Origin of the sequence: Streptomyces sp. NPDC049040, from assembly GCF_043197715.1 — a bacterium.
GTDB lineage: Bacteria > Actinomycetota > Actinomycetes > Streptomycetales > Streptomycetaceae > Actinacidiphila.
On the sequence record NZ_JBICTO010000021.1, the window covers coordinates 1 to 24,805 of the forward strand.

A 24,805-nucleotide genomic window follows, 5' to 3' on the forward strand; every position below is an offset into this window, starting at 1 on the left:
CCTCGGCTCTTCCCGAACGTACCAGCGGGAATCGCGCGCAGGCCTGCGGGGACACCCCCGGATCGTCCCCTCACGCCGAACGCCGACCCACCGGCGGCGGGAGGGCCCAATGTTCCATCCCCCGGGGACGCCGGAAGCCGGTCAGATCGCGAAGGACGGCGCCACTCCCGGCGACTCCCCCCAAAGCCGAGCGCCAACCGCCGGGCGGTGGAAGGGGACCCAATGCCCCAACCCCCGGGAACACCGGAAGACGGCGAGCCCGCGAAAAGCGGTGCCACTCCCGGCGACTCCCCCCAAAGCCGAGCGCCGACCCACCGGCCAGTGGAAAGGGGCCCAATGCCCCAACCCCCCGGGCACACCCGAAGCCGGTCAGATCGCGAAGGACGGCGCCACTCCCGGCGACTCCCCCCAAAGCCGAGCGCCGACCCACCGGCCAGTGGAAGGGGGCCCAATGCCCCAACCCCCGGGCACACCGGAAGCGGGTGGGGACGGCGCGGGATCAGGGCAGCGGCGGGAAGCCGCTGTCCAGGCGTTCACCGGCGAAGGCACGGACGTGCGGGAGTATCGCCGCCGGGCCGCCCGGGAGGAGGTCGAGGCGGGTGAGGGGGCAGGACTGGTGGCCGTCGACCAGGTGGAAGGTCGCGGTCGGGGGGAGGTGGGCGCCCGGGAGCGGCCAGATGACGAGCCAGTCGTGGCCGTCGGGTGAGGACGGGTGCGGGCCGACCGTGAGGGCGGCCACCTGGGCCCAGGAGAAGCGCACTTCGGCGCCGCCCGGCGCCTGGGCGGCTAGGCCGTCGGGGCCGACCGAGAAGCGGCGGGGCCGGTGCCAGCGGCCGTAGAGGCGTGCCGTCGCCCACCACAGTGCGGCGGCGGCCGCGAAGGAGGGGCCGAGGAGGACCACAGGGACCAGGGCCCACCACCACCCGGCGACGGCCGCGACCAGCGGTTCGCTGCACGCCAGCGCGGCGACCAGGCACAGCAGCGCCCAGGGCCCCGCGCTCCCGTGGGCGGTGAAGACCTGGGCGGGCATGCCGGGGACCCGGCGCTCGGGTCCCGAGACGGTCACAGGGGTGGGTGTGCGGACCGAGCGCGGGGCCGTCTCGAAGCGGGCGCCGCCGTGTTCCGCGAGGGCGGCACCGAGCGCCGTCACGCCCTGGTCGAGGTCGTCCGTGTCGAGCAGGGTGTAGCGGGACCGCTCCTCGCGCGGCACCCCGAGCGCCTCGGCGAACCACGCCTCGTACCCCCGGTCCGCCTTGCGCGGCAGTTTGACCCCCGGCGCGGTCCACAGCACGAGCCGCGGCTTCGCGGGTGCGGAGTCCTCGCCGGACTCCCGGTAGTGCAGGGCCACGGCGTCGATCTGCTCCCAGCTCAATTCGGCGTCGTGCAGTGTCATGCCGAATCCGTCGATCCGCAGCCGGAAGGGCTTGCGGGCGCGCCGGAGTTCCGCCGTGCCGCGGATCGCGCACAGGACGGCCAGCCCGAGGACGCACAGCGGCCCCGCGGTGCCTTCCGGCATCCCTCGTGCCGCCACCCACGCGGCGAGTCCCGCGAATCCGGCCACCGCCGCCCACACCAGCCCGGCTCCCCGCCGCCGCAGCCGTCTGCTGATCGTGAACTCCACCGGTCCCACCCCCCTGTTGACGCCCGGATTCCAGGATGCCCGCGCCGCCGCCGGGAGGTCAGGGCCGTGCCCGGTCCGGTGCGAGGACGCGACCGGCATGCGGCGAAACGGTGAAGAAGTGAACGGCGGGCGTCCGCGGAGTGCGTGGAGCATTGACCACAGACTGACCAGTCAGTAACTTCTGCCGAGCAGCGCCGACTTCATCCGATCTCGTCCGATATCAGCCCCAACCGATGCCCGTGCCACGTCGTGTCAAAGGAGACAGCAGATGTCGATGCGCATCCCCGCCCGCGGAAGCCGCAGGTCACGCGGCCCGGCGGCCGTCCTGGCGGCCGTCCTCGCCACCGGCGCCCTGGCCGCACTCGGCCTGAGCGCTCCGACCGCGCAGGCGTCGCCGGGGCAGCGGGCACAGCAGTCGTACGTGGCGATGGGCGACAGCTACAGCGCGGGCTCCGGCATCCTGCCGCTCGACCCGGCCGCCTCGCTGCTGTGCGCGCGGTCCACCGCGAACTACCCGCACGTGCTGGCCGCCCGCACGAGCCTCGCCCTGACCGACGTCACCTGCGGCGGCGCCGAGACCAAGGACTTCACCGAGTCGCAGTACCCGGGGGGGGCACCCCAGGCGGACGCCCTGGGCGCCGGCACCGGGCTGGTCACGATGACGATCGGCGGCAACGACAACAGCACCTTCATCGACGCGATCCTCGCCTGCGGCTCCGCGGGCATCGCGACCCTCGGCTTCGGGCACCCCTGCCGGAGCCTGTACGGCAGCACCTTCGTCGACCAGGTCGACACCGGCACCTACCAGGCGGTGAAGTCGGCGCTCGCGGCCGTACGCGCCAAGGCCCCCAACGCCAGAGTGGCGATCCTCGGCTACCCCTGGATCGTGCCGGCCACCGCCGTCCCCGGCTGCTTCGCCCAGCTGCCGATCGCCGCGGGCGACGTGCCCTACCTGCGCGACCTCCAGACCCACCTGAACGCGGCGGTGCAGCGCGCGGCGGCCGAGACCGGCGCCACGTACGTGGACGTCTCGGGGGTGTCGGACGGCCACGACGCCTGCCGGCCGATCGGCACCCGGTGGATCGAACCGGTGCTCTTCGGCACCAACTTCGTGCCCGTGCACCCCAACGCGCTCGGCGAGTCCCGGCTCGCCGACCGCACCGCGGCCGTACTCGGCCTGAACTGAGCCCCCACAGGAAAGAGCCGCCCAGGGGAGAGGTCCCCTGGGCGGCTCTGTCGCGAAACAAGCCCGCGGCTACCGGCTGTTCAGCCTTCGAGCTTGGAGATGTCGCGCACCGCGCCGCGGTCCGCGCTGGTCGCCATCGCGGCATACGCCCGCAGCGCCGTCGAGACCTTGCGCTCGCGGCCGCGCGGGGCGTAGACGCCGCCGAGCGCCTCCCGGCGGGTCGCCAACTCCTCGTCGGAGACCAGCAGTTCCATGGACCGCCCGGGGATGTCGATCCGGATCCGGTCGCCGTCCTCGACCAGGGCGATGGTGCCGCCGGACGCCGCCTCGGGCGAGGCGTGGCCGATGGACAGGCCCGAAGTCCCCCCGGAGAAGCGGCCGTCGGTGATCAGCGCGCAGGACTTCCCGAGCCCGCGGCCCTTCAGGTACGAGGTCGGGTAGAGCATCTCCTGCATGCCGGGGCCGCCGCGCGGGCCCTCGTAGCGGATGACGATGACGTCGCCGGGGCTGATCTCCTTGCGGAGGATCTTCTCCACGGCCTCCTCCTGCGACTCGCACACGACCGCGGGACCCTCGAAGGTCCAGATCGACTCGTCGACGCCGGCGGTCTTCACCACGGCGCCGTCCACGGCCAGGTTGCCGCGCAGCACCGCGAGGCCGCCGTCCTTGGAGTAGGCGTGCTCGACGTCGCGGATGCAGCCGCCCGCCGCATCGGTGTCCAGCGTGTCCCAGCGCTCCGACTGCGAGAAGGCCTGCGCGGAGCGGACGCAGCCGGGGGCCGCGTGCCACAGCTCGACCGCCTCGTCGGAGGGGGAGCCGCCGCGCACGTCCCAGGTCTCCAGCCACTCCTTGATGGAGCGGGAGTGGACGGTGTGGACGTCCTCGTTCAGCAGCCCGCCCCGGTAGAGCTCGCCGAGGATGGCCGGGATGCCGCCCGCCCTGTGCACGTCCTCCATGTAGTACGTGCCGCCCGGCGCGACGTTCGGCGCGACCTTGGCCAGGCACGGCACCCGGCGCGAGACCGCGTCGATGTCGGTCAGGCCGTAGTCCAGCTCGGCCTCCTGGGCCGCGGCCAGCAGGTGCAGGATGGTGTTGGTCGAGCCGCCCATGGCGATGTCCAGGGCCATGGCGTTCTCGAAGGCCGCCCGGGTCGCGATGGCGCGCGGCAGCACGGACGCGTCGTCCTGCTCGTAGTGGCGCCGGGTCAGCTCCACGACGGTGCGGCCCGCGTTCTCGTACAGCGCCTTGCGTGCGGTGTGCGTGGCCAGCACCGAGCCGTTGCCCGGCAGCGCCAGGCCCATCGCCTCGGTGAGGCAGTTCATCGAGTTCGCGGTGAACATCCCCGAGCAGGAGCCGCACGTGGGGCAGGCGTTCTCCTCGATGCGCAGGATGTCGGCGTCCGAGACCTTCTCGTCGACCGCGTCGGCGATCGCGTTGATCAGGTCGAGCTTGCGGACGGTGCCGTCGACCAGGGTGGCGCGGCCGGCCTCCATCGGACCGCCGGAGACGAAGACCGTCGGGATGTTCAGCCGCAGCGCGGCCATCAGCATGCCCGGGGTGATCTTGTCGCAGTTGGAGATGCAGATCAGCGCGTCCGCGCAGTGCGCCTCGACCATGTACTCGACCGAGTCGGCGATCAGGTCGCGCGACGGCAGGGAGTACAGCATCCCGCCGTGGCCCATGGCGATGCCGTCGTCCACCGCGATGGTGTTGAACTCGCGCGGCACCGCGCCTGCCGCCTTGATCGCCTCGGAGACGATCCTGCCGACCGGCTGGAGGTGGGTGTGCCCGGGTACGAACTCGGTGAAGCTGTTGGCGACCGCGACGATCGGCTTGCCGATGTCCGCGTTGTCGACGCCGGACGCGCGCATCAGCGCACGCGCGCCGGCCATGTTGCGGCCATGGGTGACCGTACGTGACCTCAGCTCGGGCACGGTGTCCACTCCCTTGGTTTCACTCAGCTCGTACGACGGGCCGCGACGCGCGACCGTGCCGTCGAGAGTACGCCCGTCGCCCAGGATCCGGACACCTCGTCCGGATGACGGAACTGCTGTCCCATGCTCCGTACACCCGTCCTATGCCGCGCCCGGCCGGACGTCGGGGTCGGTCAGGTAGCGCTGGATCGTCGGCGCCACCACCGCCACCAGGTCCTCCCCGCGGGCCGAGGCGATCGGCTCCACCTTCACCACGTAGCGCAGCATGACGATCCCCACCAGCTGTGCCGCGGCGAGCTGCACCCGGAATTCCGGGTCCGGGACCCGCAGCTCCCCTGCCACCCGGGCCAGCACCATGCGGCCGACCAGGCCGCGGAAGACGGCCGCGGCCCGCTCGTTGCTGACCGCCGAGCGGACGATCGCCAGCAGCGGCTCCCGGCTGACCGGGTTCTCCCACACGCCGAGCATGAAGCGGGCCACCCGCTCCCCCAAGCCGTCGGGGCCGCCCGCCGCCATCGCCCCCGGCAGTTCGAGCGCCGGGCCGAAGGACAGCTCGATCGCGGCGGCGAAGACCTGCTCCTTGGTGCCGAAGTAGTGGTGGACGAGGGCCGCGTCCACACCGGCCGCCTTGCCGATGGAGCGGACCGAGGTCCTGTCGTAGCCGCGGGCCGAGAACTCCTCGCGCGCCGCCCCGAGGATCCGCTCCCGGGTCCCGGCCGCGGCCCCCGCCGATGTCCCCGCGGGCCGGCCCCTGCGGCGGGGCGCCCCCGCGCCGGAAGGCGGACCCGCACTCGTAGCGCTCATGCGCGGACCGACGGCGTGCGGGAGTCGGACGGCACCGCCAGGTGGCGGCGGGTGAAGGCCAGCGCTTCCGCGAGGTCGCCCTCGCGCTCCGCGGCCGACATCGCCCGCCGGGTGTTGACCTCGATCACCACGTGCCCGCCGTAGCCGGTGGCCACCAGCGACTCCAGCAGCGCCGCGCACGGCTGCGTCCCGCGCCCCGGCACCAGGTGCTCGTCCTTGGCCGAGCCGCTGCCGTCCCCGAGGTGGACGTGCGCCAGCCGGTCGCCCATCCGCCCGACCATCTCCATGGCGGCGGTACGCGACGTCGCCGCGTGCGACAGGTCCACCGTGAAGTGCCGGTAGTCGTCCCTGGTCACGTCCCAGTCCGGCGCGTACGCCAGCATCTCGCGGTCCCGGTAGCGCCACGGGTACATGTTCTCGACCGCGAAGCGCACATCCGTCTCGTCGGCCATGCGCCAGATGCCGCGTACGAAGTCCCGTGCGTAGTTGCGCTGCCACCGGAAGGGCGGGTGCACCACGACGGTCGACGCGCCCAGCCGCAGCGCCGCCTTCCGAGCGCGCTGCAACTTCACCCACGGGTCGGTGGACCACACCCGCTGGGTGATCAGCAGGCACGGCGCGTGGACGGCCAGGATCGGCATCCGGTGGTAGTCGGAGAGCCGCCGCAGCGCGTCCACGTCCTGGCTGACGGGGTCGGTCCACACCATGACCTCGACCCCGTCGTATCCCAGCCGGGCGGCGATCTCGAACGCCGTCGCCGTGGACTCCGGATAGACCGACGCCGTGGACAGCGCGACCTTCACGCCGGATACGCCGCCGGTTCGCTTCCTGGGGTCCGTTGGTTCAGCCACGGGAGCCAGCGTACGGCGGGCCCCATGACTCCAGCCGTCTCAGCCGTACCGGCGGGCCACCGTGGCGGGCGCGGTCCCGTTGCGCGGGGTCGTCCCCGGTGTGGGGTTGACCACACCGCCGTGCGTGTCGCCCGCGAGACCGCCGGCCGACGCGGCGCCCGCGGTGTCCGCCGCCATCACGTCCAGCTTGCGCAGGATCACACCCTCGCGCAGCGCCCACGGACAGATCTCCAGCTCGCTCACGCCGTAGAGGTCCATCGCCCCCTCGGCGACCAGCGCCCCGGCGAGCAGCTGCCGCGCCCTGCCCTCCGAAACCCCCGGCAGCCCGGCCCGCTGCTGCGCGGTCATCGCCGCGAGCCGCGGCACCCACTCCTCCAGCGCGCTGCGCCGCAGCACCCGCTGCACGTAAAGCCCCTCGGCGCTGCGCGCGGCCCCGGCAATCCTGGCCAGCTGCCTGAAGGTCTTCGAGGTGCCGACCACGTGGTCGGCGGGGCCGAGGCGGGCGAACTCGGCGACGGTCTTGGCGATCTCCGCCCGCGCGTGCCGCCGCAGACCCCGTACGTCCTGCGCGGTCGGCGGATCGCCCGGCAGCCAGCCGCCGGTCAGCCGCCCGGCGCCCAGCGGCAGCGACACCGCGGCGTCCGGGTACTCGTCCATCCCGTAGCCGACCTCGAGCGAGCCGCCGCCGATGTCCAGCACCAGCAGCTTCCCCGCCGACCAGCCGAACCAGCGCCTGACCGCGAGGAAGGTGAGACGCGACTCGTCCTCCCCCGACAGCACGGTCAGCCGCACCCCGGTCTCCTGCTCGACCCTGGCCAGCACCGCCTCGCCGTTGGCCGCCTCGCGCACCGCGGACGTCGCGAACGGCAGCACGTCCTCGGCGCCCTTGTCCTCCGCGACCCGCAGCGCGTCCGCGATCGTCCCGACGAGCCGGTCGACGCCGTCGTCGCTGATCGCCCCGTCCTCGTCGAGCAGCTCGGCGAGCCGCAGATCCGCCTTGTGCGAATACGCCGGCAGCGGGCGCGCGCCAGGGTGTGCGTCCACCACCAACAGATGAACGGTGTTGGACCCCACGTCGAGCACTCCCAGTCGCATGGGCAGCACTGTAGTCAGTGGCCGGCGCGGTCAAGCCCCCCGCGCTGCCCGGCTCCCGCACCGGGCGACCGGCCTCCCCGGCCGCCGGCGCCGGGGGCCCCGCCCATGCGGGCCGCCACCCGCCGCGACGCGCGGATCATCAGCGCACACCGCCCGCGAACGCATTCGGCGCATTCCGGTCTTACGCTTGGGCGCGTGGCAAAGGTGAAGGCCCGGAAGGGCGCGCAGCAGACCGGACCGGTGGCAGCGGCTGACGAAGCCGGGCTCGACTTCGCCCGCGCCTGGGTGGAGTTCGTCGACCCGGCGGACGAGGAGCAGGTCTTCAGGTGCGACCTGACCTGGCTCACCTCACGGTGGACCTGCATCTTCGGCAGCGGCTGCCAGGGCATCGTGGCGGGCCGCGCCGACGACGGGTGCTGCTCGCTGGGGGCGCACTTCTCCGACGACGACGACGAGAAGCGGGTCGCGGGGCATGTGGCCCGGCTCACCCCTGACAACTGGCAGTTCCACCACCTCGGCACCGGCGGCGGCTCCTGGGCCGAGGAGAACGAGGACGGCGAGCGGCAGACCCGCGTCGTGGACGGCGCCTGCATCTTCTCCAACCGGGCCGGCTTCGCCGGCGGCCAGGGCTGCGCCCTGCACGCGCTCGCCCTCAGGGAGAACCGCGAACCGCTGGAGACCAAGCCAGACGTGTGCTGGCAGCTCCCCATCCGCCGCACCTTCGACTGGGTCGACCGGCCCGACGACAGCCGCGTGCTCGTCGTCTCGATCGGTGAATACGACCGCAGGGGCTGGGGCCCCGGCGGCCACGACCTGCACTGGTGGTGCACCTCCGCGACCTCCGCGCACGGCGGCGGGGAGCCCGTCTACGTCTCCTACCGCGCCGAGCTGACCGAGCTCATGGGCGAGGCCGGCTACGCCGAACTGGTCGCCGCCTGCGAGGCCCGCCTCGCCACCGCCCTCCCCCTGCTCGCCCCCCACCCGGCCGACCCTTCCTAGGACCCGTCCCAGGACGCGGCCCAGGAACCGTCCCAGGAACCGTCCCAGGCGGTCCGTCCCGCCCACGGCTGGGCGACGGGACAGTCCTCAGGCGGACAGGGCCGCCTCATCCTCCACGTCCTGGGCGCAGGTCGCGGCCAGCTCGTCCAGCGACAGGCCCACGGCCGCGGCCAGTGCCGCCACCGTGAAGAAGGCCGGGGTCGGCGCCCGGCCCGTCTCGATCTTGCGCAGCGTCTCCGCGGACACCCCCGCGGCAGCCGCGACCTCCACCATGCTGCGTTCGCCTCGCGCCTCTCGCAGCAGCGCGCCGAACCGCTCTCCGCGCCGGCGTTCCCACGGGGTCAAAGGAGTTCTCACCATGCCCGTGATACTAATACCGGTATAAGTATTGGAGGAGGCTCACCATGGTGGAAGTCAAAACCGACGCGGCACTGGACGCGATGCGCGAGGCCGGACGGGTCGTCGCCCGCGCGCTGGCCGCCGCCCAGGCGGTGGCGGACGTCGGGGTGTCACTGCGCGAACTCGACGACGCGGCCCGCGCCGTCCTCACCGAGGCCGGGGCCGGCTCCCCCTTCCTCGGCTACCGGCCGCCCTTCGCCCCCACCCCCTTCCCCGCCGTGATCTGCACCTCCGTCAACGACGCCGTCGTGCACGGCATCCCCACCGACTACCGGCTCCGCGACGGCGACCTCGTCAGCGTCGACTGCGGCGCGGAACTCGACGGCTGGACCGGTGACGCCGCGATCAGCTTCACCGTCGGCACCCCCCGCCAGGCCGACCTCGACCTCATCGACGCCACCCGGCAGGCACTCGACGCCGGCATCGCGGCCGCCGTCGCGGGCAACCGGATCGGGGACATCTCGCACGCGATCGGTCAGGTCGCCCGGGACGCGCGGTGCGGCATGCCCGCGGACTTCGGCGGCCACGGGATCGGCCGCCGCATGCACGAGGACCCGCACGTGCCCAACCGGGGGCGGCCCGGGCGCGGCTTCCCCCTGCGCCCGGGGCTGACCCTGGCGATCGAGCCGATGCTGATGTCCGGCGGCAAGGACGCCTATGTCACTGCCGCGGACGGCTGGACCCTCCGCACCGTTGACGGCAGCCGGGCTGCCCACATCGAGCACACGGTCGCCATCACCGCGACCGGCCCCCGCGTCCTGACCCTCCTCTGACCCCGGCCGGCCACACCGGCCAAGCCCCCGGGCGACCCGGCGGTGTCCCCGGGGGGGGTGGAGCATTGGGCGCCCTTCCACCGCCCGGCGGTCGGCACTCGGCCATGGAGGGATGAGCCGGGAGTGGCACCGACCCTCGCGACCCGACCGACTTCCGGCGTCCCCCGGGGGTGGAGCATTGGGGCCCCTTCCACTGGCCGGTGGGTCGGCGCTCGGCCTTGAGGGGATGAGCCGGGAATGGCGCCGACCTCCCCGAGCTCACCGTCTTCCGGCGTCCCCGGGGGTGGAGCATGGGGCCCCCTTCCACCGCCCGGCGGTCGGCACTCGGCCATGGAGGGATGAGCCGGGAATGGCACCGACCTCCCCGAGCTCACCGTCTTCCGGCGTCCCCCGGGGGATGGGGCATTGGGCCCCCTTCCACTGCCCGGTGGGTCGGCGCTCGGCACTGAGATTCGTGCCGGGAGTGGCACCGACCTTCACGAGCTGACCGGCTTCCGGCGTGCCCGGGGGATGGAGCATTGGGCCCTCCCGCCGCCGGTGGTTCGGGGTTCGGCGTGAGGGGACGATCCGGGGGTGTCCCCGCAGGCCTGCGCGCGATTCCCGCTGGAACGTTCGGGAAGAGCCGAGGCGCGCAGGCCGAGGAGATACCCCCGGAGTGGCACCGACCTTCACGAGCTGACCGGCTTCCGGCGTCCCCCGGGGAGTTGGGGCATTGGGCCCCCTCCCGCTGCCGGTGGGTCGGCGTTCGGCGTGAGGGGACGATCCGGGGGTGTCCCCGCAGGCCTGCGCGCGATTCCCGCTGGAACGTTCGGGAAGAGCCGAGGCGCGCAGGCCGAGGAGATACCCCCGGAGTGGCCCCGACCCCCGCACACCCCCGCCCCGCCCCGCGCAGCGCAGCGTCCCGGCACGGGCGAGGCGTCAGCTCGCGGTAGGCGAAGGCGTCGGAGACTCCGACGTCGCCGATTCGGACGGCGTCGGAGTCGACTCGGTGGGAGTCGGCGACGCCGACGAAGGGGACGGCGACGCCGACGCCGAAGCCGGCGGCTCCGTCACCGGAGGCGGCACGGATCGCCGCGACGTCCCCCGCAGGATCACCGTGGCGTCGGCCGGCGCGAACGACACCGAGGCCGTCCACGACCCGCTCGGCGCCAGTGCGCGGACGACGGTGATCGAGACGGTGACCGATTGGCCGGGCCGCAGCACCCCCCGCGTGGCCGAGATCCGCAGCCACCCCACAGCCGTCGAGGCGGACCAGTGCACGTCGCCGGTGCCGCTCGCAGTGAGGGTGACGAGGGTGCGCCCGGCGCCGGGCGCGGCGGTCACCGTGAGGTGGGACTCCCCCGCGGTGCCGGGTGCGTCCGAGGACGCGACGGTCACCGCGGTGACGTCGCCGCTCCCCGGCGCCCCGGGAAGCGGCGCGGCGGGCGGCCCTGACGCCGAAGGCCGGGGGTGCGAACTGCCGGCCTTCTCGTAAGGCAGACCCACCCCGTCGGGCGCCCCGGCGGCGGCCCGCCCGCCCCCGGTGGCGTCGTCGCCGAGCGGGGTGGCCCGGTAGGCGGCCCAGACGGCCAGCACGGGCGCGGCCACGACGGCCGCGACGACCGTGGTCGTGAGGGCCCGGTGCCGCAACTGGGCGCGCCGCGCCGCCCGGTCCTTGAGGTCGAGCGGGAAGCCGCGCCGGTCGAAGCGGGGGGTGCCTTCCCGGCTGCGCCCGGCGCCGGTCTCCATGGCGTGCAGCAGCGCCGCGCTGGAGGCGGCACGCGGCGCCTCGATGAGGGCGAGTACGGCGGTGGCGTCGGCGCCGGGCCACGGCCCTGCGGCGACGGCGCGTTCGGCGGTGCGCCGGCACAGGGTGCACTCGTCCACGTGCCGGACGAGCTCGTCACGGAGCGCGGGACCGAGCAGCACCCTTGTGTCCTGGGCGAGTTGGGAGAGTGAGGCGCAGTGCCCGGTGTCGACGACGGCGAGCGCGGCCCGCGTCCGCTCGACCTCGCACGCGGCGCGGGCCAGCAGCCCGCGCGCGGCGTCCGTTTCGAGGCCGAGGACGGCGGCGACCTCGTGCGGCGGCAGCTGGTGGCGTACGGCCAGTTCCAGGGCTTCGCGCTGCTCGGGCGTGGTGCCCGCGGCCTCGGGCCAGGCGAGGGCGGCGAGTTGGGCGGTCCGCTGGGCGGCGACGGATGTGGCGGCGCGGGCCGGTGCGAGCGGGGTGCCGGCGGCGAGCCTGCGCAGGCAGCTCCAGCGGGCGAGCGCGTAGAGCCAGGGGCGCCGCAGCGCCGGGTCGCGCAGCCGGGCACGCTGCCGTTCCGCGAGGGCGAGGGTTTCGCCGAGCGCACCGGCGGCGGCGTCGTGCTCGCAGAGGATGGACAGGCAGTAGGTGAACAGGCCGTCGAGGTAGGGCTCGTAGTGTGCGGGCGGCACCATCGGCAGCGTGCCGTGCGGGCGGCGCACCGCGCCGGGGTCCCGCTCGCGTGCGGCCGAGCGCTCCCGCGCGGCCGGCCGCTCGCGTGCGGACGAACGCCCTGGCGCCGCCGCCCGGTGCCTGCGGTGCGCACCTGTCGGCTGGGAGGTGGGGGTGGGGGTCTCCTGCCTGCTCATCACCGGCTGACGGTAGGCCCGCGACCGCCCCGGCTTCAGCCGTCCCCGCGGCCATTAATCCTTATGGGTAGTGATGCGGCCCGAAATGGGACGGTCCCGTCATTCGTCCGGGTGAAGAAGCGTGCGCACACTCGAAGCCCGCGCCGCACGCCCCTCTTCGCGCCCCCGCCGGCACCAGGGGCCGGAAGGCGGCCGGAGCGGGTTGTCGTACCCGACCGCTACGGTGGCGGCATGGCCACCCGTAAGCCCGCCGCGAAGGACCGTCCCTCCTACCGATGCACCGAGTGCGGCTGGACCACGGTCAAGTGGCTCGGCAGGTGCGGTGAGTGCCAGGCGTGGGGGACGGTCGAGCAGTATGGCGGCGTGTCGGCCGTCCGGACCACGGCCCCGGGGCGGGTGAGCTCGCCCGCGCGGCCGATCGGCCAGGTGGACGGGCGGCAGGCGACGGCGCGGTCGACGGGGGTGCCGGAGCTGGACCGGGTGCTCGGCGGCGGCCTGGTGCCGGGAGCGGTGGCGCTGCTCGCGGGCGAGCCCGGGGTCGGCAAGTCGACGCTGCTGCTCGATGTGGCGGCGAAGGCGTCGAGCGCGCAGAGCCCGGTGCTGTACGTCACGGGTGAGGAGTCGGCGTCGCAGGTGCGGCTGCGCGCGGACCGTATCGGCGCGCTCGCCGACCATCTGTATCTGGCGGCGGAGACGGACCTGTCGGCGGTGCTTGGGCATCTGGACGACGTGAAGCCCGCGCTGCTGGTGCTGGACTCGGTGCAGACCGTGGCCTCGCCGGAGATCGACGGGGCCCCCGGCGGGATGGCGCAGATCCGTGAGGTCGCGGGCGCGCTGATCAGGGCGTCCAAGGAGCGCGGGATGGCCACGCTGCTGGTCGGCCATGTCACCAAGGACGGTGCGATCGCCGGGCCGCGGCTGCTCGAGCACCTGGTGGACGTGGTGCTGAGCTTCGAGGGCGACCGGCACGCGCGGCTGCGGCTGATCCGCGGGGTGAAGAACCGCTACGGCGCGACCGACGAGGTCGGCTGCTTCGAGCTGCACGACGAGGGCATCACGGGCCTCGCGGACCCGTCGGGCCTGTTCCTGACCCGCCGCGACGAGCCGGTGCCGGGCACCTGCCTGACGGTGACCCTGGAGGGCAAGCGGCCGCTGGTCGCGGAGGTGCAGGCGCTGACGGTGGACACCCAGATCCCCTCGCCTCGGCGTACGACGTCGGGCCTGGAGACCTCCAGGGTGTCGATGATGCTTGCGGTGCTCGAACAGCGCGGGCGGATCAAGGCGATCGGCAAGCAGGACATCTACACGGCGACGGTGGGCGGGGTGAAGCTGACGGAGCCGGCCGCCGACCTGGCGGTGGCCCTGGCGCTGGCCAGTGCGGCGATCGACACCCCGCTGCCGAAGAATCTGGTGGCGATCGGCGAGGTGGGACTGGCGGGCGAGGTGCGCCGGGTGACCGGTGTGCAGCGCCGCCTGTCGGAGGCGGCCCGGCTCGGCTTCACGCACGCGCTGGTGCCGACGGACCCGGGCAAGGTGCCCGCGGGTATGCGGGTGATCGAGGTCTCGGACATCGGTGACGCGCTGCGTGCCCTGCCGTCCAGGGCTTCCCGGGGCTGAGGCCTGGCCCGTGGCCCCGGGGGGCTCCCCCGGACTCCACCCGGCGGTGCCCCGCGCCGGATTGCCGGACTCGTCCTGATACGCCCCGGTATCCGGGCGATAGCACATGATCCGCCGCTCCCGGCTCCCCGGGCCGTTCCACCGCGGATCACGGGATGTCGCGCGAAGCTGTCCCCGCGGTCCGGGAGGCCGCAGGTCGGGGGGGGCGCACGCCGGCGATCGGCGGCCCGCGGCGCGGACGACGTAAACTCACTCCAAACCGTACCGACCGGAGGAACGCAGTGGCAGCCAACGACCGGGCAGGCGCCGCCCCGGCCCGCAAGGCAGCGGCGGACTCCGCCAGCAGGTCCGGCACCGGCCAGGACGGCGGGCTGATGCGTGCCTCGCTGAGTGCCGTCGCACCCGGCACGGGCCTGCGCGACGGGCTCGAGCGCATCCTGCGCGGCAACACCGGCGGCCTGCTCGTGCTGGGCATGGACAAGACCGTGGAGTCGCTGTGCACCGGCGGCTTCGTCCTCGATGTGGAGTTCACCGCAACCAGGCTGCGCGAGCTGTGCAAGCTGGACGGCGCGCTGATCCTGGACAAGGACATCACCAAGATCCTGCGGGCGGGCGTGCAGTTGGTGCCCGACCCGACGATCCCGACCGAGGAGACCGGCACCCGGCACCGCACCGCGGACCGCGTGAGCAAGCAGGTCAACTTCCCTGTGGTGTCGGTCAGTCAGTCGATGCGGCTGATCGCGCTGTACGTGGACGGGCAGCGCCGGGTCCTCGAGGACTCGGCGGCGATCCTGTCCCGCGCCAACCAGGCGCTGGCCACCCTAGAGCGGTACAAACTGCGGCTCGACGAGGTGGCGGGCACCCTGTCGGCGCTGGAGATCGAGGACCTGGTCACGGTCCGCGATGTCACGGCGGTGGCGCAGCGGTTGGAGATGGTCCGCCGGATCGCCACCGAGATCGCCGAGTACGTGGTGGAGCTGGGCACCGACGGGCGGCTGCTCTCACTCCAGCTGGACGAGCTGATCGCGGGCGTGGAACCGGAACGCGAGCTGGTGGCCAGGGACTACGTGCCGGAGCCGACCGCCAAGCGCAGCCGCACGGTCGGCGAGGCGATGGCCGAGCTGGACGCGCTGCCGCAGAGCGAGCTGATCGAACTCACGACGGTGGCAAGGGCGCTGGGTTACACCGGCTCCCCCGAGTCGCTGGACTCTGCGGTCTCGCCCCGCGGTTACCGGCTGCTGGCGAAGGTGCCGCGGCTGCCGAACACGGTGATCGAGCGGCTGGTCGAGCACTTCGGCGGCCTCCAGAAGCTGCTCGCCGCCAGCGTGGACGACCTCCAGGCGGTCGACGGTGTCGGTGAGGCCCGCGCCCGCTCGGTCCGCGAGGGCCTGTCGCGGCTGGCCGAGTCGTCGATCCTCGAACGGTACGTCTAGGGCCCCGGCGTTCGGCCCGTGGGCCCGCGTCCGGCCGACGGTCCCCCGTACGCCCCGCGCCCCGCGCTCAGTCCTGCGACAGCACGAACGGCACGTTCTTGGTGCCGTATCCCGGCAGCGTGGCCTGCGCCAGGTAGTTGCCAGGAGCGGCCTGCGCACCCTTCGGGGCGGCGCACTTCGGGGAGCTGGTCTTGCCGTTCCAGTGCAGGGTGTAGGTGGTCGTGCCGTGCGCGGGGACCTGGAGCAGGTAGGGCGAGGTGCCGGCGGGGCAGTCGTCGGACGCCCATACGTGGCTGCTGTCCGGGGTCTTGGTGATGGTGAAGACCGCGCTGCGCGGACCGAAGTCCACCTTGCAGGTGACATTGCCCGAGTTGGTGGCCCGCAACCGGAACACCGGGGTCTCGCCCGGCGGGTAGGAGTTCATCGCGCTGGTCAGGGACAGCGAGACGGTGCCGGGCGAGCAGTTCGGCAGCGTCGAGCCGGCCGGGACCTGGTCGCCGGTCGCGCCGGTGCCCGCGCCCGCGCCGCCGCCGGAGGACGAGGAACCGGCGGAGTTGCCCGCCGAGCTGCCGCCCGTGTCGCCCGCGGACGCGCCCGCGGAGGTGCCGGAGGACGCACCGGCGTCCGTACCGGCCGAAGTCCCGTCGCCCGTACCGGCGTCGGTGCCCGTACCCGCGTCGGAGCCGGTGCCGCCGTCCGAGGCGGTGCCGCCGTCGGAAGGGGCCGTGTCACGCCCGCCGGGGCGGCCGGTGATGTGGCTGCCCGAGGGCGCGGGGCCCGCGGTGATCGTCGCCGCGGGGGAGCGCGAACCGGTGGGCGCCGAGGAGCCCTTCCCGCTTCCGCCGCCGCCCGACGTCACCGCCCAGGCGACCAGTACGGCGATCAGCGCGATGAGTGCGAACGCCACAACGCGCCGCCGCCAGTAGATGGACGACGGAAGAGGTCCGACGGGATTGCGCAACGAGCCCACACCCGAACTCTATGGGAGATCACCCGTGTGCCGTCGCAACACCCGCCGCTCGGTGCCTGCTCTTTGCCGATGATCACGTTTACGTCGGCGGACGGTCGCTGTGGGTGGTGTGTGCGAGGATCGCGAGGCGATGAGCACAGACCTCCACCACACCCCCGAGTCCGCGATCGTCACCGCCCCCGGCACCGGCACCGTCAGCGCCTCCGCCGCCGGGCCCTCGTCGACGGCCACGCTGCACGACCTGGTCATCGACTGGTTCGGCGACCATGCCCGCGATCTGCCGTGGCGCCGCCGGGACGCGGGCGCCTGGTCGGTGATGGTCAGCGAGTTCATGCTCCAGCAGACCCCGGTGGTCCGGGTCCTGCCGGTGCACGAGCAGTGGCTGGCCCGCTGGCCGCGCCCCGCCGACCTGGCCGCGGAGTCGCCGGGCGAGGCGGTCAGAGCGTGGGGCCGGCTCGGCTACCCGCGCCGGGCCTTGCGGCTGCATGCCGCGGCCGGTGCGATAGCGCAGCGGCACGGCGGTGAAGTGCCGCGCGAGCACGCCGAGTTGCTGGCGCTGCCCGGTGTCGGGGAGTACACGGCGGCGGCGGTCGCCTCGTTCGCCTACGGGCGGCGGCACATCGTGCTCGACACCAATGTGCGCCGGGTCTTCGCCCGGGTGGTGAACGGGGTGGCGCACCCGCCGAACGCGACGACGGCGGCGGAACGCCGTACGGCCGAGGGCCTGCTGCCCGCCGACGAGGGGACGGCGGCGCGCTGGGCCGCGGCCACCATGGAGCTGGGCGCACTGGTGTGCACCGCCCGCTCCCCGCGGTGCGGGGAGTGCCCGGTGGCGGCGCTGTGCGCCTGGCGGCTGGCCGGTTCGCCGCCGCACGACGGTCCGCCGCGGCGCGGGCAGTCGTACGCCGGGACCGACCGGCAGGTGCGCGGCCGGCTGCTCGCGGTCCTGCGCGCCTCACCGGGACCGGTACCGCAGGCGGCCCTCGACTCGGTGTGGCACGAGCCGGTGCAGCGGGCCAGGGCGCTGGACGGCCTGGTCGAGGACGGCCTGGTCGAACCGCTCGCCAACGGCGTCTACCGGCTGCCCGCCTGACGCTTCACACCGCTTCGCCCCTTTCGCCCGGATTGATCACCGGCCGTTACACAACCGATGGGTTGCTGTGCGCCCGCTGTGCGTTCGTGGTGGCGGAAGCCTGACATCCGTTCCGTAATTTCGTCGCAGTCGGGGGAGACCCCGGCCGCGACGCGGCGCACTGCCGGATCGCGGCGGTACGAGAGCGGATCCGGGGCGGAGGCACCATGGCGGCGAGCGGCGCGGTATTGGAGTTCGAGGAGTACGTCAGGACCCGGCAGGACGCCCTGCTGCGCAGCGCCCGCCGCCTCGTGCCCGACCCGATCGACGCCCAGGACCTGGTGCAGACGGCGCTGGTGCGCACCTACCGGCGCTGGGAGGGCATCACCGACAAGACGCTGGCGGACGCCTACATGCGCCGGGTGATGATCAACACCAGGACCGAGTGGTGGCGCAGCCGCAAGCTCGACGAGGTGCCCACCGGCGACCTGCCCGAGCCCAGCGTGGACGACGGGGCCGAGCAGCGCGCCGACCGGGAGATGCTGCGGGACGTGCTGACCGTGCTCGCGCCCAAGCAGCGGCAGGTCGTCGTGCTGCGCCACTACGGCCAGCTGTCGACCGAGGAGACCGCCAGGGTGCTGGGCATGTCCACCGGTACGGTGAAGAGCACGCTGCACCGGGCACTGGCCCGGCTGCGCCACGAACTGGAGCACGGCAGCTACGGCTACACGCGACCCGAGGCGACCGCGGGTACGGTGCCGGAGCCGAAGGAGGCGATGTGCGCCGCATAAGACCCGCTACCGCCGCGATGGGCGCGCTCACCTGCGCGTGCGTCGTGGTGACGGGCTGCGGTACCACCGGCACCGGTGCCCGCAAGGAGGGGCCCGCGCCGTCCCCCAGCGTCAGGCGGCCGTCCACGGCGATCGCGCCGGCCATAGCCCGCAATCCGCAGGCGCTGGCCACCATGGTCCGCCGGGACAGCAGCGTCAGCCAGGGGGTGCGCGAGGACCTGACGCCGTGCGCGGGCGACGACTACCCGATGGCGACCGACACCGGCGATCTCACCGCGGGCGACGGCCCCGACCTGGTGGTCAACGTCACGACCTGCGGAGACGGCCTCGGAGTCGCCGCGTACGTCTACCGTATGGTGAACGGCAAATACCAGAACGTCTTCGCCGACGAGCGCCCCCCGGTGTACGGCAGCGTCGAGGACGGGCAGCTGCAGATCATCCACGAGGTGTACAAGGTGGACGACCCGGTGTCGTATCCGACCGGGCAGGAGTCGGTGCTCTACACGTGGCGCGACGGCCGCTTCGTGCAGGTCTCGCGCAGCTACGCCGACTTCGGCGCGCAGACGCCGACCGTACGCCCTGAACCGACCTCCACCGAGCCGGCGCCGCGCCCCGACTCCGACCCGCTCGACCCGGACCTGCCGACCGCGTCGGCGGCGGTGTCGGCACCCGGGAGCCGTTGACGCGATGCCGGCCACCCATGTCCTGTTCGTCGAGGACGACGACGTCATCCGCGAGGCCACCACGCTCGCCCTGGAGCGCGACGGCTTCCAGGTCACGGCCGCCCCCGACGGCCTGACCGGCCTCGACGCCTTCCGCGCCCGGCGGCCCGACCTGGCGCTGCTCGACGTCATGGTGCCGGGGCTCGACGGGGTCAGCCTGTGCCGGCGGATCAGGGACGAGTCGACCGTGCCGGTCATCATGGTCTCCGCCCGCGCCGACGCCATCGACGTCGTGCTCGGCCTCGAAGCCGGCGCCGATGACTACGTCACCAAGCCCTTCGACGGGGCGGTGCTGGTCGCCCGCATCCGGGCGGTGCTGCGCCGCTTCCGAGCCAGCGCCGCGGACGGTCCGCCGGACGACGGGGCGCTGCTGTCCTTCGGCGACATCGCGATCGACCCGGAGGGCATGGAGGTCACCCGCTCGGGTGAGCGGCTCGCGCTGACCCCGACCGAGATGCGGCTGCTGCTGGAATTCGCCGCGGCGCCCGGCACCGTGCTGTCCCGCGACCGGCTGCTGACCCGGGTCTGGGACTACGACTGGGGCGGCGACACCCGGGTGGTGGACGTGCACGTCCAGCGGCTGCGGACCAAGGTCGGCCAGGACCGGATCGAGACCGTGCGCGGCTTCGGCTACAAGCTGCGGGCCTGACCGCCGATGCCGCGGCGCTTCCGCCCCACCCTCACCCTGCGCTGGAAGCTCAGCGCCGCCATCGCCCTGGTGTCCGCGCTCGTCGTCGTCGCGCTGAGCCTCGTCGTGCACAACGCCGCCAGGGTCAGCATGATCAACAGCGCCAGGGACGTGCAGGACGAGCGGGTGCAGTCCGCGCTGCGGATCTACGAGACCAACGGCCGGCTGGTCTTCTACGCCGCCCTCGACGACCCGGCGCTGCCGCCCGAGCTCCACGACTACGCCGCCAAGGGCCAGCGCGCCACCTTCGTCCAGCAGACCGCCTCCGGGCTGGTCGTCTGGGCCGAGACGCCCGCCGGGAACGGCAAGGTGCTCTCGCTGAAGACCGGGTTCACCGACCGCTACTCGGTGCTGGTCGACCTGGACAGGACCCTGGTGCTCGGCTCGCTGGCCGTCGTGCTCGGCGGCACCGCCATCGGCGTCCTCGTCGGCGGCCGCATGTCGCGGCGGCTGCGCAAGGCCGCGACCGCCGCCCGCAAGGTCGCCGACGGCGACACGCAGGTCAGGGTGCGCGAGGCCATCGGGGGCCGGGGCCGGGACGAGACCGACGAGCTCGCCAGGGCCGTCGACGCGATGGCCGACGCCCTGCAGCTGCGGCTCGAGGCCGAGCGGCGGGTCACCGCCGACATCGCGCACGAGCTGCGCACACCGGTGACCGGCCTGGTCACCGCCGCGGAACTGCTGCCGCCCGGCCGCCCCTCCGAGCTGGTACGCGACCGGGTGCACGCCTTGCGCACCCTGGTCGAGGACGTCCTGGAGGTCGCCCGGCTGGACGGGGCCGCCGAGCAGGCCGACCTCCAGGAGGTCGCCCTCGCGGAGTTCGTCCGCCACCGGGTGCCGGTGCTGGCCCCCGGGGCGATCCTCACCGTGGCCGAGGAAGCGGTCGTGCAGACCGACCCGCGCCGCCTGGAGCGGATACTCGGCAATCTGCTGGCCAACGCCGGCAGGCACGGCGGCGCCCCCATCGACGTCCTGGTCGACGGCTCATTCCTCCGGGTCCGCGACCACGGCCCCGGCTTCCCCCCCGACCTCCTCCGGGAGGGTCCCAGCCGCTTCCGGACCGGCTCCACCGACCGCGCGGGCGCCGGTCACGGCCTCGGCCTGACCATCGCCACCGGCCAGGCCCGGGTGCTCGGCGCCCGTCTCACCTTCCGCAACGCCCCGGCCGTCGAGGGCGGCGGGGCGGTCGCCCAGCTGCTCCTGCCCCGCTGAGGCCGCCCCGCTGAGCCCGCCGCCCGCGGCCGCGAGGAGGCCGGGCCCGGCGTGCGGTGGGATCAGGAGCCGCTGGGGGCCAGAAATTACGAGGCTCATACCATCGGGGCTTCTCGGTACACCGCTTCCCCGCGACCGGAAGCGATGGGTCCGCCATCCGTGCCCGCCACGGCAACAGGTACCGTCTGCTGATCGCTCGCGTCAGCAGGACCGGAGAGGAAGCACCGTGACCCAGCCGAAGGCGAACGACCGCCCCGAGGCCCTACCGCCCGCCGCGGAGTCCATGACGCTGCTGGCCGCGGCGGTCATCGTGCACGACAGGGCCGCCGGCCGGGTGGTGCTGCTCCAGCGCGGCGAAGGCGCCTCATACGGGCACGGGCTGTGGGATCTGCCGGTCGGCAAGAGCGATCCCGGCGAGCCGGTGACCGTGACGGCGGCACGGGAGCTGCGGGAGGAGACGGGGCTCGTGGTCAGGCCCGAGACGCTGCGGCTCGTCCATCTCGTCCACGGGGCGTGGGGCGTCGAATCGCCCAACGGCTATCTCACCGTCGTCTTCGCCGCCGACGAGTGGGCGGGCGAGCCGGAGAACCGCGAGCCGGCCAAGCACGCCCAGGTCTGCTGGACCCCGATCGACGCGCTGCCCGAGGGCTTCGTCCCCTCCACCGGTGCGGCCCTGAGCGCCTACCTCGCCGGCGACCAGCCCTCCGTCTCCCTCCGCGGCTGGCGCTGACCACCACCCCACCCACTGCCACCCGGCGGCAAGCCCGCCGGGCGGGCCGCAGGGGCCGCGCAGGCGCCCCATCCGGTGCGCGCGGGCAGCGGAAAGCCCCCTCGGGCCGGGGAGGGCCTGAGGGGGCTGCGGTCCGCTGTGGTGACCGGAGGGGGTCAGACGGCGTCGATCAGCACCGGCTCGTCCTCCGCCGCCGCGGCCGGCTTCGCCGCCGCGCCGCGCAGCGGGGTCTCGACGAGGAACCAGGCGGCCAGGAAGCCGAACACGCTCACCACCGCGCCCCACAGGAAGACGACGTGCGTACCGGAGGCCACCGCGTGGAAGTACGCGTCCTTCAGGGCCGGCGGGAACTTGGCGATGGTCGCCGGGTCGAGCTGGGCGCCGCCCTTGGTGACCGCGGCGCCCGCCGCGCTGGCGTCCATGCCGTGCTGGATCCGGTGCGAGAAGAGCGCGCCGAAGAGCGAGACACCGAAGGAGCCGCCGATCGTGCGGAAGAGTGTGGCGGACGACGAGCCCACGCCGATGTCGCGCATCTCGACGCTGTTCTGCGCTATCAGCATGGTGATCTGCATGATGAAGCCCATGCCCGCGCCCAGCACGGCCATGTAGAGGCCGGAGGTGAAGCGGCTGGTGTGGACGTCCATCGTGGACAGCAGCACCAGGCCGACGGTGATCAGGCCGCCGCCGACGATCGGGAAGATCTTGTAGCGCCCGGTGGCGGTGGTGACCCGGCCGGCGACCATGGAGACGGCCATCATCGCGAGCAGCATCGGCAGCAGCAGCAGGCCGGAGTTGGTCGCCGAGGCGCCCTGCACGGTCTGCTGGTAGAGCGGCAGGAAGGTCATCGCGCCGAACATCGTGAAGCCGACGAGGAAGCCGATCAGCGAGATCAGCGAGAAGTTCGCGTTGCGGAAGATCCGCAGCGGCATGATCGGCTCGGGCGCGCGGGTCTCGGCGTAGACGAAGGCGGCGAGCGCGGCCAGGCCGAGCACCAGCAGGCCGATGATCTGCACGGAGCCCCAGGCGTACTGCGTGCCGCCCCAGGTGGTCAGCAGCACCAGCGAGGTGATCGCCACGGTGAGCAGCGAGGCGCCCCAGTAGTCGATACGGCCCTCGCTGCGCTTCTTGGGCAGGTGCAGCACGATGGTCACCATCGCGAGGGCGACGACGCCGATCGGCAGGTTGATGTAGAAGCTCCAGCGCCATCCCCAGTTGTCGGTGATGGAGCCGCCGACCAGCGGGCCGCCGATCATGGCGATGGCCATGACGCCCGCGATCATGCCCTGGTACTTGCCGCGCTCGCGAGGCGGGATCATCTCGCCGATGATCGCCATCACGCCGACCATCAGACCGCCGGCACCCAGGCCCTGGAAGGCGCGGAAGCCGATCAGCTGGTCCATGCTCTGCGCCATGCCGGAGGCGGCGGAGCCGATCAGGAACAGCACGATCGAGGTCAGGAAGATGCCCTTGCGGCCGTACATGTCGCCGAGCTTTCCCCAGATCGGGGTGGAGGCGGCGGTGGCCAGGGTGTAGGCGGTGACGACCCATGACAGGTGGTCGAGCCCGCCCAGCTCGCCGACGATCGTGGGCATCGCGGTGCCGACGATCATGTTGTCGAGCATGGCGAGCAGCATGGCGATCAGCAGACCGGCCATGACCACCCGGACGCTGCGCTGACGCGGTTCCGCCGCGGACGGCTTGACGGTTTCGGTCTTGGACATGACCGGGTTTCCTCCCCCGTGCTCGGGCGGTGATTCAGTGGTACTTACTTGCCGCCCGGCTAGTACGAATGCGTAGCAGCACGGTACGTTGTTCACTAGCCGGGCGTCAAGTAAGTGCGTAGCCTCGGAAGAAGGCCCTACCGTGGGCTTCTGGCCGGTCACACTCCTCGGCGGAGGTGACGTAGTGCAGCAGGAGAGCGACAAGCCAATGGGCACACCGCAGCAGCATCCGCAGGCGCGCAGGGGCGACACGCGACGCCGTATCCAGAAGGTCGCGCTGGAGCTGTTCGCCGAGCAAGGCTACGAGAAGACCTCGCTGCGGGAGATCGCCGAGCGGCTCGACGTGACGAAGGCGGCCCTCTACTACCACTTCAAGACCAAAGAGGACATCCTCAGCAGCATCGCCGAGGACCTGGCACAGCCGCTGCGCGACCTGATCGCCTGGGCCGAGGGCCAGCCGCACTCCCTGGCCACCAAGCAGGAGCTGCTGCGACGCTACAGCGACATCCTGTGGAGCACCGTCGACCTCTTCCGCTTCATCCAGGAGAACCAGGCGACGGTACGCGAGCTGACCGTCGGCGAGAACTTCCGCAACAGCATGAAGGCGCTGGGCGAGCTGCTGAAGGATCCGGCGGCCCCGATCGCGGCGCAGGTCCGCAGCGTCACCGCGCTCTTCGCGATGCACGCCGGCATGTTCGTGACGCAGAACGTCGAGGGCGACCCCGAGGAGAAGCGCGCGGCCATCCTCGAGGTCGCCCTCGATCTCGTCGCCCAGGCCGAGGCGAGTGTCCTTACGGGTTGACTCGCCGGCGGCCGGTTGACGCCTGTCTGCTGGGGATCACGCGTTGACGCCGTGCTCCTTCAGGAAGTGCAGCGGCTCGACGGAGGAGCCGTAGTACGGGGTGGTGCGGACCTCGAAGTGCAGGTGCGGCCCGGTCGAGTTCCCGGTGGAGCCGGACTTGCCTATCTCCTGGCCGGTGATCACGTGCTGGCCGACGTGCACCCCGATGTGGGACAGGTGGCCGTACTGGGTGTACAGGTGCGACCCGTTCTTGATCACGATGTTGTTGCCGTACGCGCCGCCCCAGCCCGCCGTCACGATGGTGCCGGTGTGCGCGGCCCGCACCGAGGTGCCGGACGGCACCACGAAGTCCTGGCCGGAGTGGGTGTTGATCCAGTGGCTGCCGACCTGGTGGTAGCCGGCGCCCAGCACGTAGTGGGCCGCGGGGGTCTCCCAGCCGGCGATCCTGGCCTTGCGGTCGGCGGCGGCCTTCACTGCCGCCCGCTTCTTCGCGTCCGCCGCGGCCTTCGCCTTGGCCTTGGCCTGTGCGGCGGCGTCCTTCTGTGCCGTCGCCTGCTTCTGCAGGACGTCGGCGGCGTTCACCGGTGCAGACGCGGCCGCCGGGGCGGGAGCAGCCTCGTGGCCGCCGCTCGCGGCGAACGCTGCGGTCGAGCCCAGCGCGAGCGCCGCGACCAGTCCTCCGGTCACCACGGCAGCCCGGCGGCGGTTCACGGACTTCAGGGTGCGGTTCTTCATCGTCGAGTTCTTACGCATGCAGAAAATAACCTCACTGGGTGGGGGTATCGAGCCG

General features: G+C 73.3%; 22 protein-coding genes. 12 read left to right on the plus strand and 10 right to left on the minus strand.

What is annotated here, in order from left to right:
- Positions 1-499 precede the first annotated feature (499 nt).
- Positions 500-1,621, minus strand: coding sequence for a hypothetical protein (locus tag ACGFMP_RS32115; protein ID WP_393676912.1), 1,122 nt, complete (start codon positions 1,619-1,621; stop codon positions 500-502).
- A 268-nt stretch (positions 1,622-1,889) separates the two neighbouring features.
- Here ACGFMP_RS32115 and ACGFMP_RS32120 point away from each other — a divergent pair, with 268 nt between their 5' ends.
- Positions 1,890-2,807, plus strand: a complete 918-nt coding sequence (locus tag ACGFMP_RS32120) for an SGNH/GDSL hydrolase family protein (protein WP_393676914.1) — start codon at positions 1,890-1,892, stop codon at positions 2,805-2,807.
- 80 nt (positions 2,808-2,887) lie between these two features.
- Here ACGFMP_RS32120 and ilvD read toward each other — a convergent pair whose 3' ends face one another.
- From ilvD to ACGFMP_RS32140, 4 genes are all read right to left on the minus strand, one after another.
- Positions 2,888-4,741 (minus strand): dihydroxy-acid dehydratase, encoded by a 1,854-nt coding sequence (gene ilvD / locus ACGFMP_RS32125; RefSeq protein WP_393676915.1) that lies wholly within the window; start codon positions 4,739-4,741, stop codon positions 2,888-2,890.
- Between the two features lie 141 nt (positions 4,742-4,882).
- Positions 4,883-5,545, minus strand: coding sequence for a TetR family transcriptional regulator (locus ACGFMP_RS32130; RefSeq protein ID WP_393676917.1), 663 nt, complete (start codon positions 5,543-5,545; stop codon positions 4,883-4,885).
- Positions 5,542-6,405 (minus strand): sugar phosphate isomerase/epimerase family protein, encoded by an 864-nt coding sequence (locus ACGFMP_RS32135; protein WP_393677059.1) that lies wholly within the window; start codon positions 6,403-6,405, stop codon positions 5,542-5,544. The genes ACGFMP_RS32130 and ACGFMP_RS32135 overlap by 4 nt, the downstream gene beginning before the upstream one ends.
- A gap of 30 nt (positions 6,406-6,435) precedes the next feature.
- Positions 6,436-7,491: a Ppx/GppA family phosphatase gene (locus ACGFMP_RS32140; protein ID WP_393676919.1), complete on the minus strand. Its 1,056-nt coding sequence runs from the start codon at positions 7,489-7,491 to the stop codon at positions 6,436-6,438.
- Positions 7,492-7,686: 195 nt separating this feature from the next.
- Between ACGFMP_RS32140 and ACGFMP_RS32145 the strand changes: the two genes are divergently transcribed.
- Positions 7,687-8,490: a hypothetical protein gene (locus ACGFMP_RS32145; protein ID WP_393676920.1), complete on the plus strand. Its 804-nt coding sequence runs from the start codon at positions 7,687-7,689 to the stop codon at positions 8,488-8,490.
- 87 nt (positions 8,491-8,577) lie between these two features.
- Here the strand turns inward: ACGFMP_RS32145 and ACGFMP_RS32150 are convergent, their stop codons facing one another.
- A complete protein-coding gene (locus tag ACGFMP_RS32150) occupies positions 8,578-8,850 on the minus strand; it encodes a helix-turn-helix domain-containing protein (protein WP_393676922.1) in 273 nt (90 codons plus the stop codon).
- 44 nt (positions 8,851-8,894) lie between these two features.
- On the opposite strand from ACGFMP_RS32150, the gene map reads away from it, so the two are divergent.
- Positions 8,895-9,662, plus strand: coding sequence for a type I methionyl aminopeptidase (gene map, locus ACGFMP_RS32155; protein ID WP_393676923.1), 768 nt, complete (start codon positions 8,895-8,897; stop codon positions 9,660-9,662).
- A gap of 918 nt (positions 9,663-10,580) precedes the next feature.
- Here the strand turns inward: map and ACGFMP_RS32160 are convergent.
- Positions 10,581-12,257 carry a hypothetical protein gene (locus ACGFMP_RS32160; RefSeq protein WP_393677061.1) on the minus strand — a complete coding sequence of 559 codons (1,677 nt, stop codon included), beginning with the start codon at positions 12,255-12,257 and terminating at the stop codon, positions 10,581-10,583.
- Between the two features lie 231 nt (positions 12,258-12,488).
- On the opposite strand from ACGFMP_RS32160, the gene radA reads away from it, so the two are divergent.
- Together radA and disA are read left to right on the plus strand one after the other, a co-directional pair.
- Complete coding sequence (gene radA, locus ACGFMP_RS32165; RefSeq protein ID WP_393676924.1) at positions 12,489-13,874, plus strand: DNA repair protein RadA; 1,386 nt, start codon at positions 12,489-12,491, stop codon at positions 13,872-13,874.
- Positions 13,875-14,155: 281 nt separating this feature from the next.
- Complete coding sequence (gene disA, locus ACGFMP_RS32170; RefSeq protein WP_393676926.1) at positions 14,156-15,307, plus strand: DNA integrity scanning diadenylate cyclase DisA; 1,152 nt, start codon at positions 14,156-14,158, stop codon at positions 15,305-15,307.
- Between the two features lie 67 nt (positions 15,308-15,374).
- On the opposite strand, the gene ACGFMP_RS32175 is transcribed toward disA, so the two are convergent.
- Entirely contained in the window at positions 15,375-16,277 is a 903-nt protein-coding gene (locus ACGFMP_RS32175) for a hypothetical protein (RefSeq protein WP_393676927.1), read from the minus strand.
- A 130-nt stretch (positions 16,278-16,407) separates the two neighbouring features.
- On the opposite strand from ACGFMP_RS32175, the gene ACGFMP_RS32180 reads away from it, so the two are divergent.
- The 6 genes from ACGFMP_RS32180 (at position 16,408) to ACGFMP_RS32205 (ending at position 21,492) form a co-directional block, all read left to right on the plus strand.
- A complete protein-coding gene (locus ACGFMP_RS32180; RefSeq protein WP_393676929.1) occupies positions 16,408-17,370 on the plus strand; it encodes an A/G-specific adenine glycosylase in 963 nt (320 codons plus the stop codon).
- Positions 17,371-17,576: 206 nt separating this feature from the next.
- Positions 17,577-18,140 (plus strand): SigE family RNA polymerase sigma factor, encoded by a 564-nt coding sequence (locus ACGFMP_RS32185; RefSeq protein WP_393676931.1) that lies wholly within the window; start codon positions 17,577-17,579, stop codon positions 18,138-18,140.
- On the plus strand, positions 18,128-18,823 hold the full coding sequence (locus tag ACGFMP_RS32190) for a hypothetical protein (RefSeq protein ID WP_393676933.1): 696 nt from the start codon (positions 18,128-18,130) through the stop codon (positions 18,821-18,823). Before ACGFMP_RS32185 ends, ACGFMP_RS32190 begins: the two co-directional genes overlap by 13 nt.
- 4 nt (positions 18,824-18,827) lie before the next feature.
- Positions 18,828-19,511: a two-component system response regulator CseB gene (cseB, locus tag ACGFMP_RS32195; protein WP_393676935.1), complete on the plus strand. Its 684-nt coding sequence runs from the start codon at positions 18,828-18,830 to the stop codon at positions 19,509-19,511.
- A 6-nt stretch (positions 19,512-19,517) separates the two neighbouring features.
- Entirely contained in the window at positions 19,518-20,762 is a 1,245-nt protein-coding gene (locus ACGFMP_RS32200; RefSeq protein ID WP_393676937.1) for an ATP-binding protein, read from the plus strand.
- 283 nt (positions 20,763-21,045) lie between these two features.
- Positions 21,046-21,492 (plus strand): NUDIX domain-containing protein, encoded by a 447-nt coding sequence (locus ACGFMP_RS32205; RefSeq protein WP_393677062.1) that lies wholly within the window; start codon positions 21,046-21,048, stop codon positions 21,490-21,492.
- A gap of 155 nt (positions 21,493-21,647) precedes the next feature.
- On the opposite strand, the gene ACGFMP_RS32210 is transcribed toward ACGFMP_RS32205, so the two are convergent.
- A complete protein-coding gene (locus ACGFMP_RS32210; protein ID WP_393676938.1) occupies positions 21,648-23,213 on the minus strand; it encodes an MDR family MFS transporter in 1,566 nt (521 codons plus the stop codon).
- A 208-nt stretch (positions 23,214-23,421) separates the two neighbouring features.
- Between ACGFMP_RS32210 and ACGFMP_RS32215 the strand changes: the two genes are divergently transcribed.
- A complete protein-coding gene (locus ACGFMP_RS32215; protein WP_393676939.1) occupies positions 23,422-24,015 on the plus strand; it encodes a TetR/AcrR family transcriptional regulator in 594 nt (197 codons plus the stop codon).
- Positions 24,016-24,051: 36 nt separating this feature from the next.
- Here ACGFMP_RS32215 and ACGFMP_RS32220 read toward each other — a convergent pair whose 3' ends face one another.
- The gene (locus tag ACGFMP_RS32220; RefSeq protein WP_393676940.1) at positions 24,052-24,768 is read right to left on the minus strand and encodes a M23 family metallopeptidase; all 717 of its coding nucleotides are present in this window, start codon (positions 24,766-24,768) and stop codon (positions 24,052-24,054) included.
- Positions 24,769-24,805: the final 37 nt, after the last annotated feature.

What these genes read in the sequence shown, in the direction of transcription:
- ACGFMP_RS32120 (WP_393676914.1), top strand. Translation starts at nt 1,890, where the DNA reads ATGTCGATGCGCATCCCCGCCCGCGGAAGCCGCAGGTCACGCGGCCCG.
- ACGFMP_RS32130 (WP_393676917.1), bottom strand. Translation starts at nt 5,545, where the DNA reads ATGAGCGCTACGAGTGCGGGTCCGCCTTCCGGCGCGGGGGCGCCCCGC.
- ACGFMP_RS32140 (WP_393676919.1), bottom strand. Translation starts at nt 7,491, where the DNA reads ATGCGACTGGGAGTGCTCGACGTGGGGTCCAACACCGTTCATCTGTTG.
- ACGFMP_RS32150 (WP_393676922.1), bottom strand. Translation starts at nt 8,850, where the DNA reads ATGGTGAGAACTCCTTTGACCCCGTGGGAACGCCGGCGCGGAGAGCGG.
- map (WP_393676923.1), top strand. Translation starts at nt 8,895, where the DNA reads ATGGTGGAAGTCAAAACCGACGCGGCACTGGACGCGATGCGCGAGGCC.
- ACGFMP_RS32160 (WP_393677061.1), bottom strand. Translation starts at nt 12,257, where the DNA reads ATGAGCAGGCAGGAGACCCCCACCCCCACCTCCCAGCCGACAGGTGCG.
- radA (WP_393676924.1), top strand. Translation starts at nt 12,489, where the DNA reads ATGGCCACCCGTAAGCCCGCCGCGAAGGACCGTCCCTCCTACCGATGC.
- ACGFMP_RS32180 (WP_393676929.1), top strand. Translation starts at nt 16,408, where the DNA reads ATGAGCACAGACCTCCACCACACCCCCGAGTCCGCGATCGTCACCGCC.
- ACGFMP_RS32185 (WP_393676931.1), top strand. Translation starts at nt 17,577, where the DNA reads ATGGCGGCGAGCGGCGCGGTATTGGAGTTCGAGGAGTACGTCAGGACC.
- cseB (WP_393676935.1), top strand. Translation starts at nt 18,828, where the DNA reads ATGCCGGCCACCCATGTCCTGTTCGTCGAGGACGACGACGTCATCCGC.
- ACGFMP_RS32200 (WP_393676937.1), top strand. Translation starts at nt 19,518, where the DNA reads ATGCCGCGGCGCTTCCGCCCCACCCTCACCCTGCGCTGGAAGCTCAGC.
- ACGFMP_RS32205 (WP_393677062.1), top strand. Translation starts at nt 21,046, where the DNA reads ATGACGCTGCTGGCCGCGGCGGTCATCGTGCACGACAGGGCCGCCGGC.
- ACGFMP_RS32210 (WP_393676938.1), bottom strand. Translation starts at nt 23,213, where the DNA reads ATGTCCAAGACCGAAACCGTCAAGCCGTCCGCGGCGGAACCGCGTCAG.
- ACGFMP_RS32215 (WP_393676939.1), top strand. Translation starts at nt 23,422, where the DNA reads ATGGGCACACCGCAGCAGCATCCGCAGGCGCGCAGGGGCGACACGCGA.
- ACGFMP_RS32220 (WP_393676940.1), bottom strand. Translation starts at nt 24,768, where the DNA reads ATGCGTAAGAACTCGACGATGAAGAACCGCACCCTGAAGTCCGTGAAC.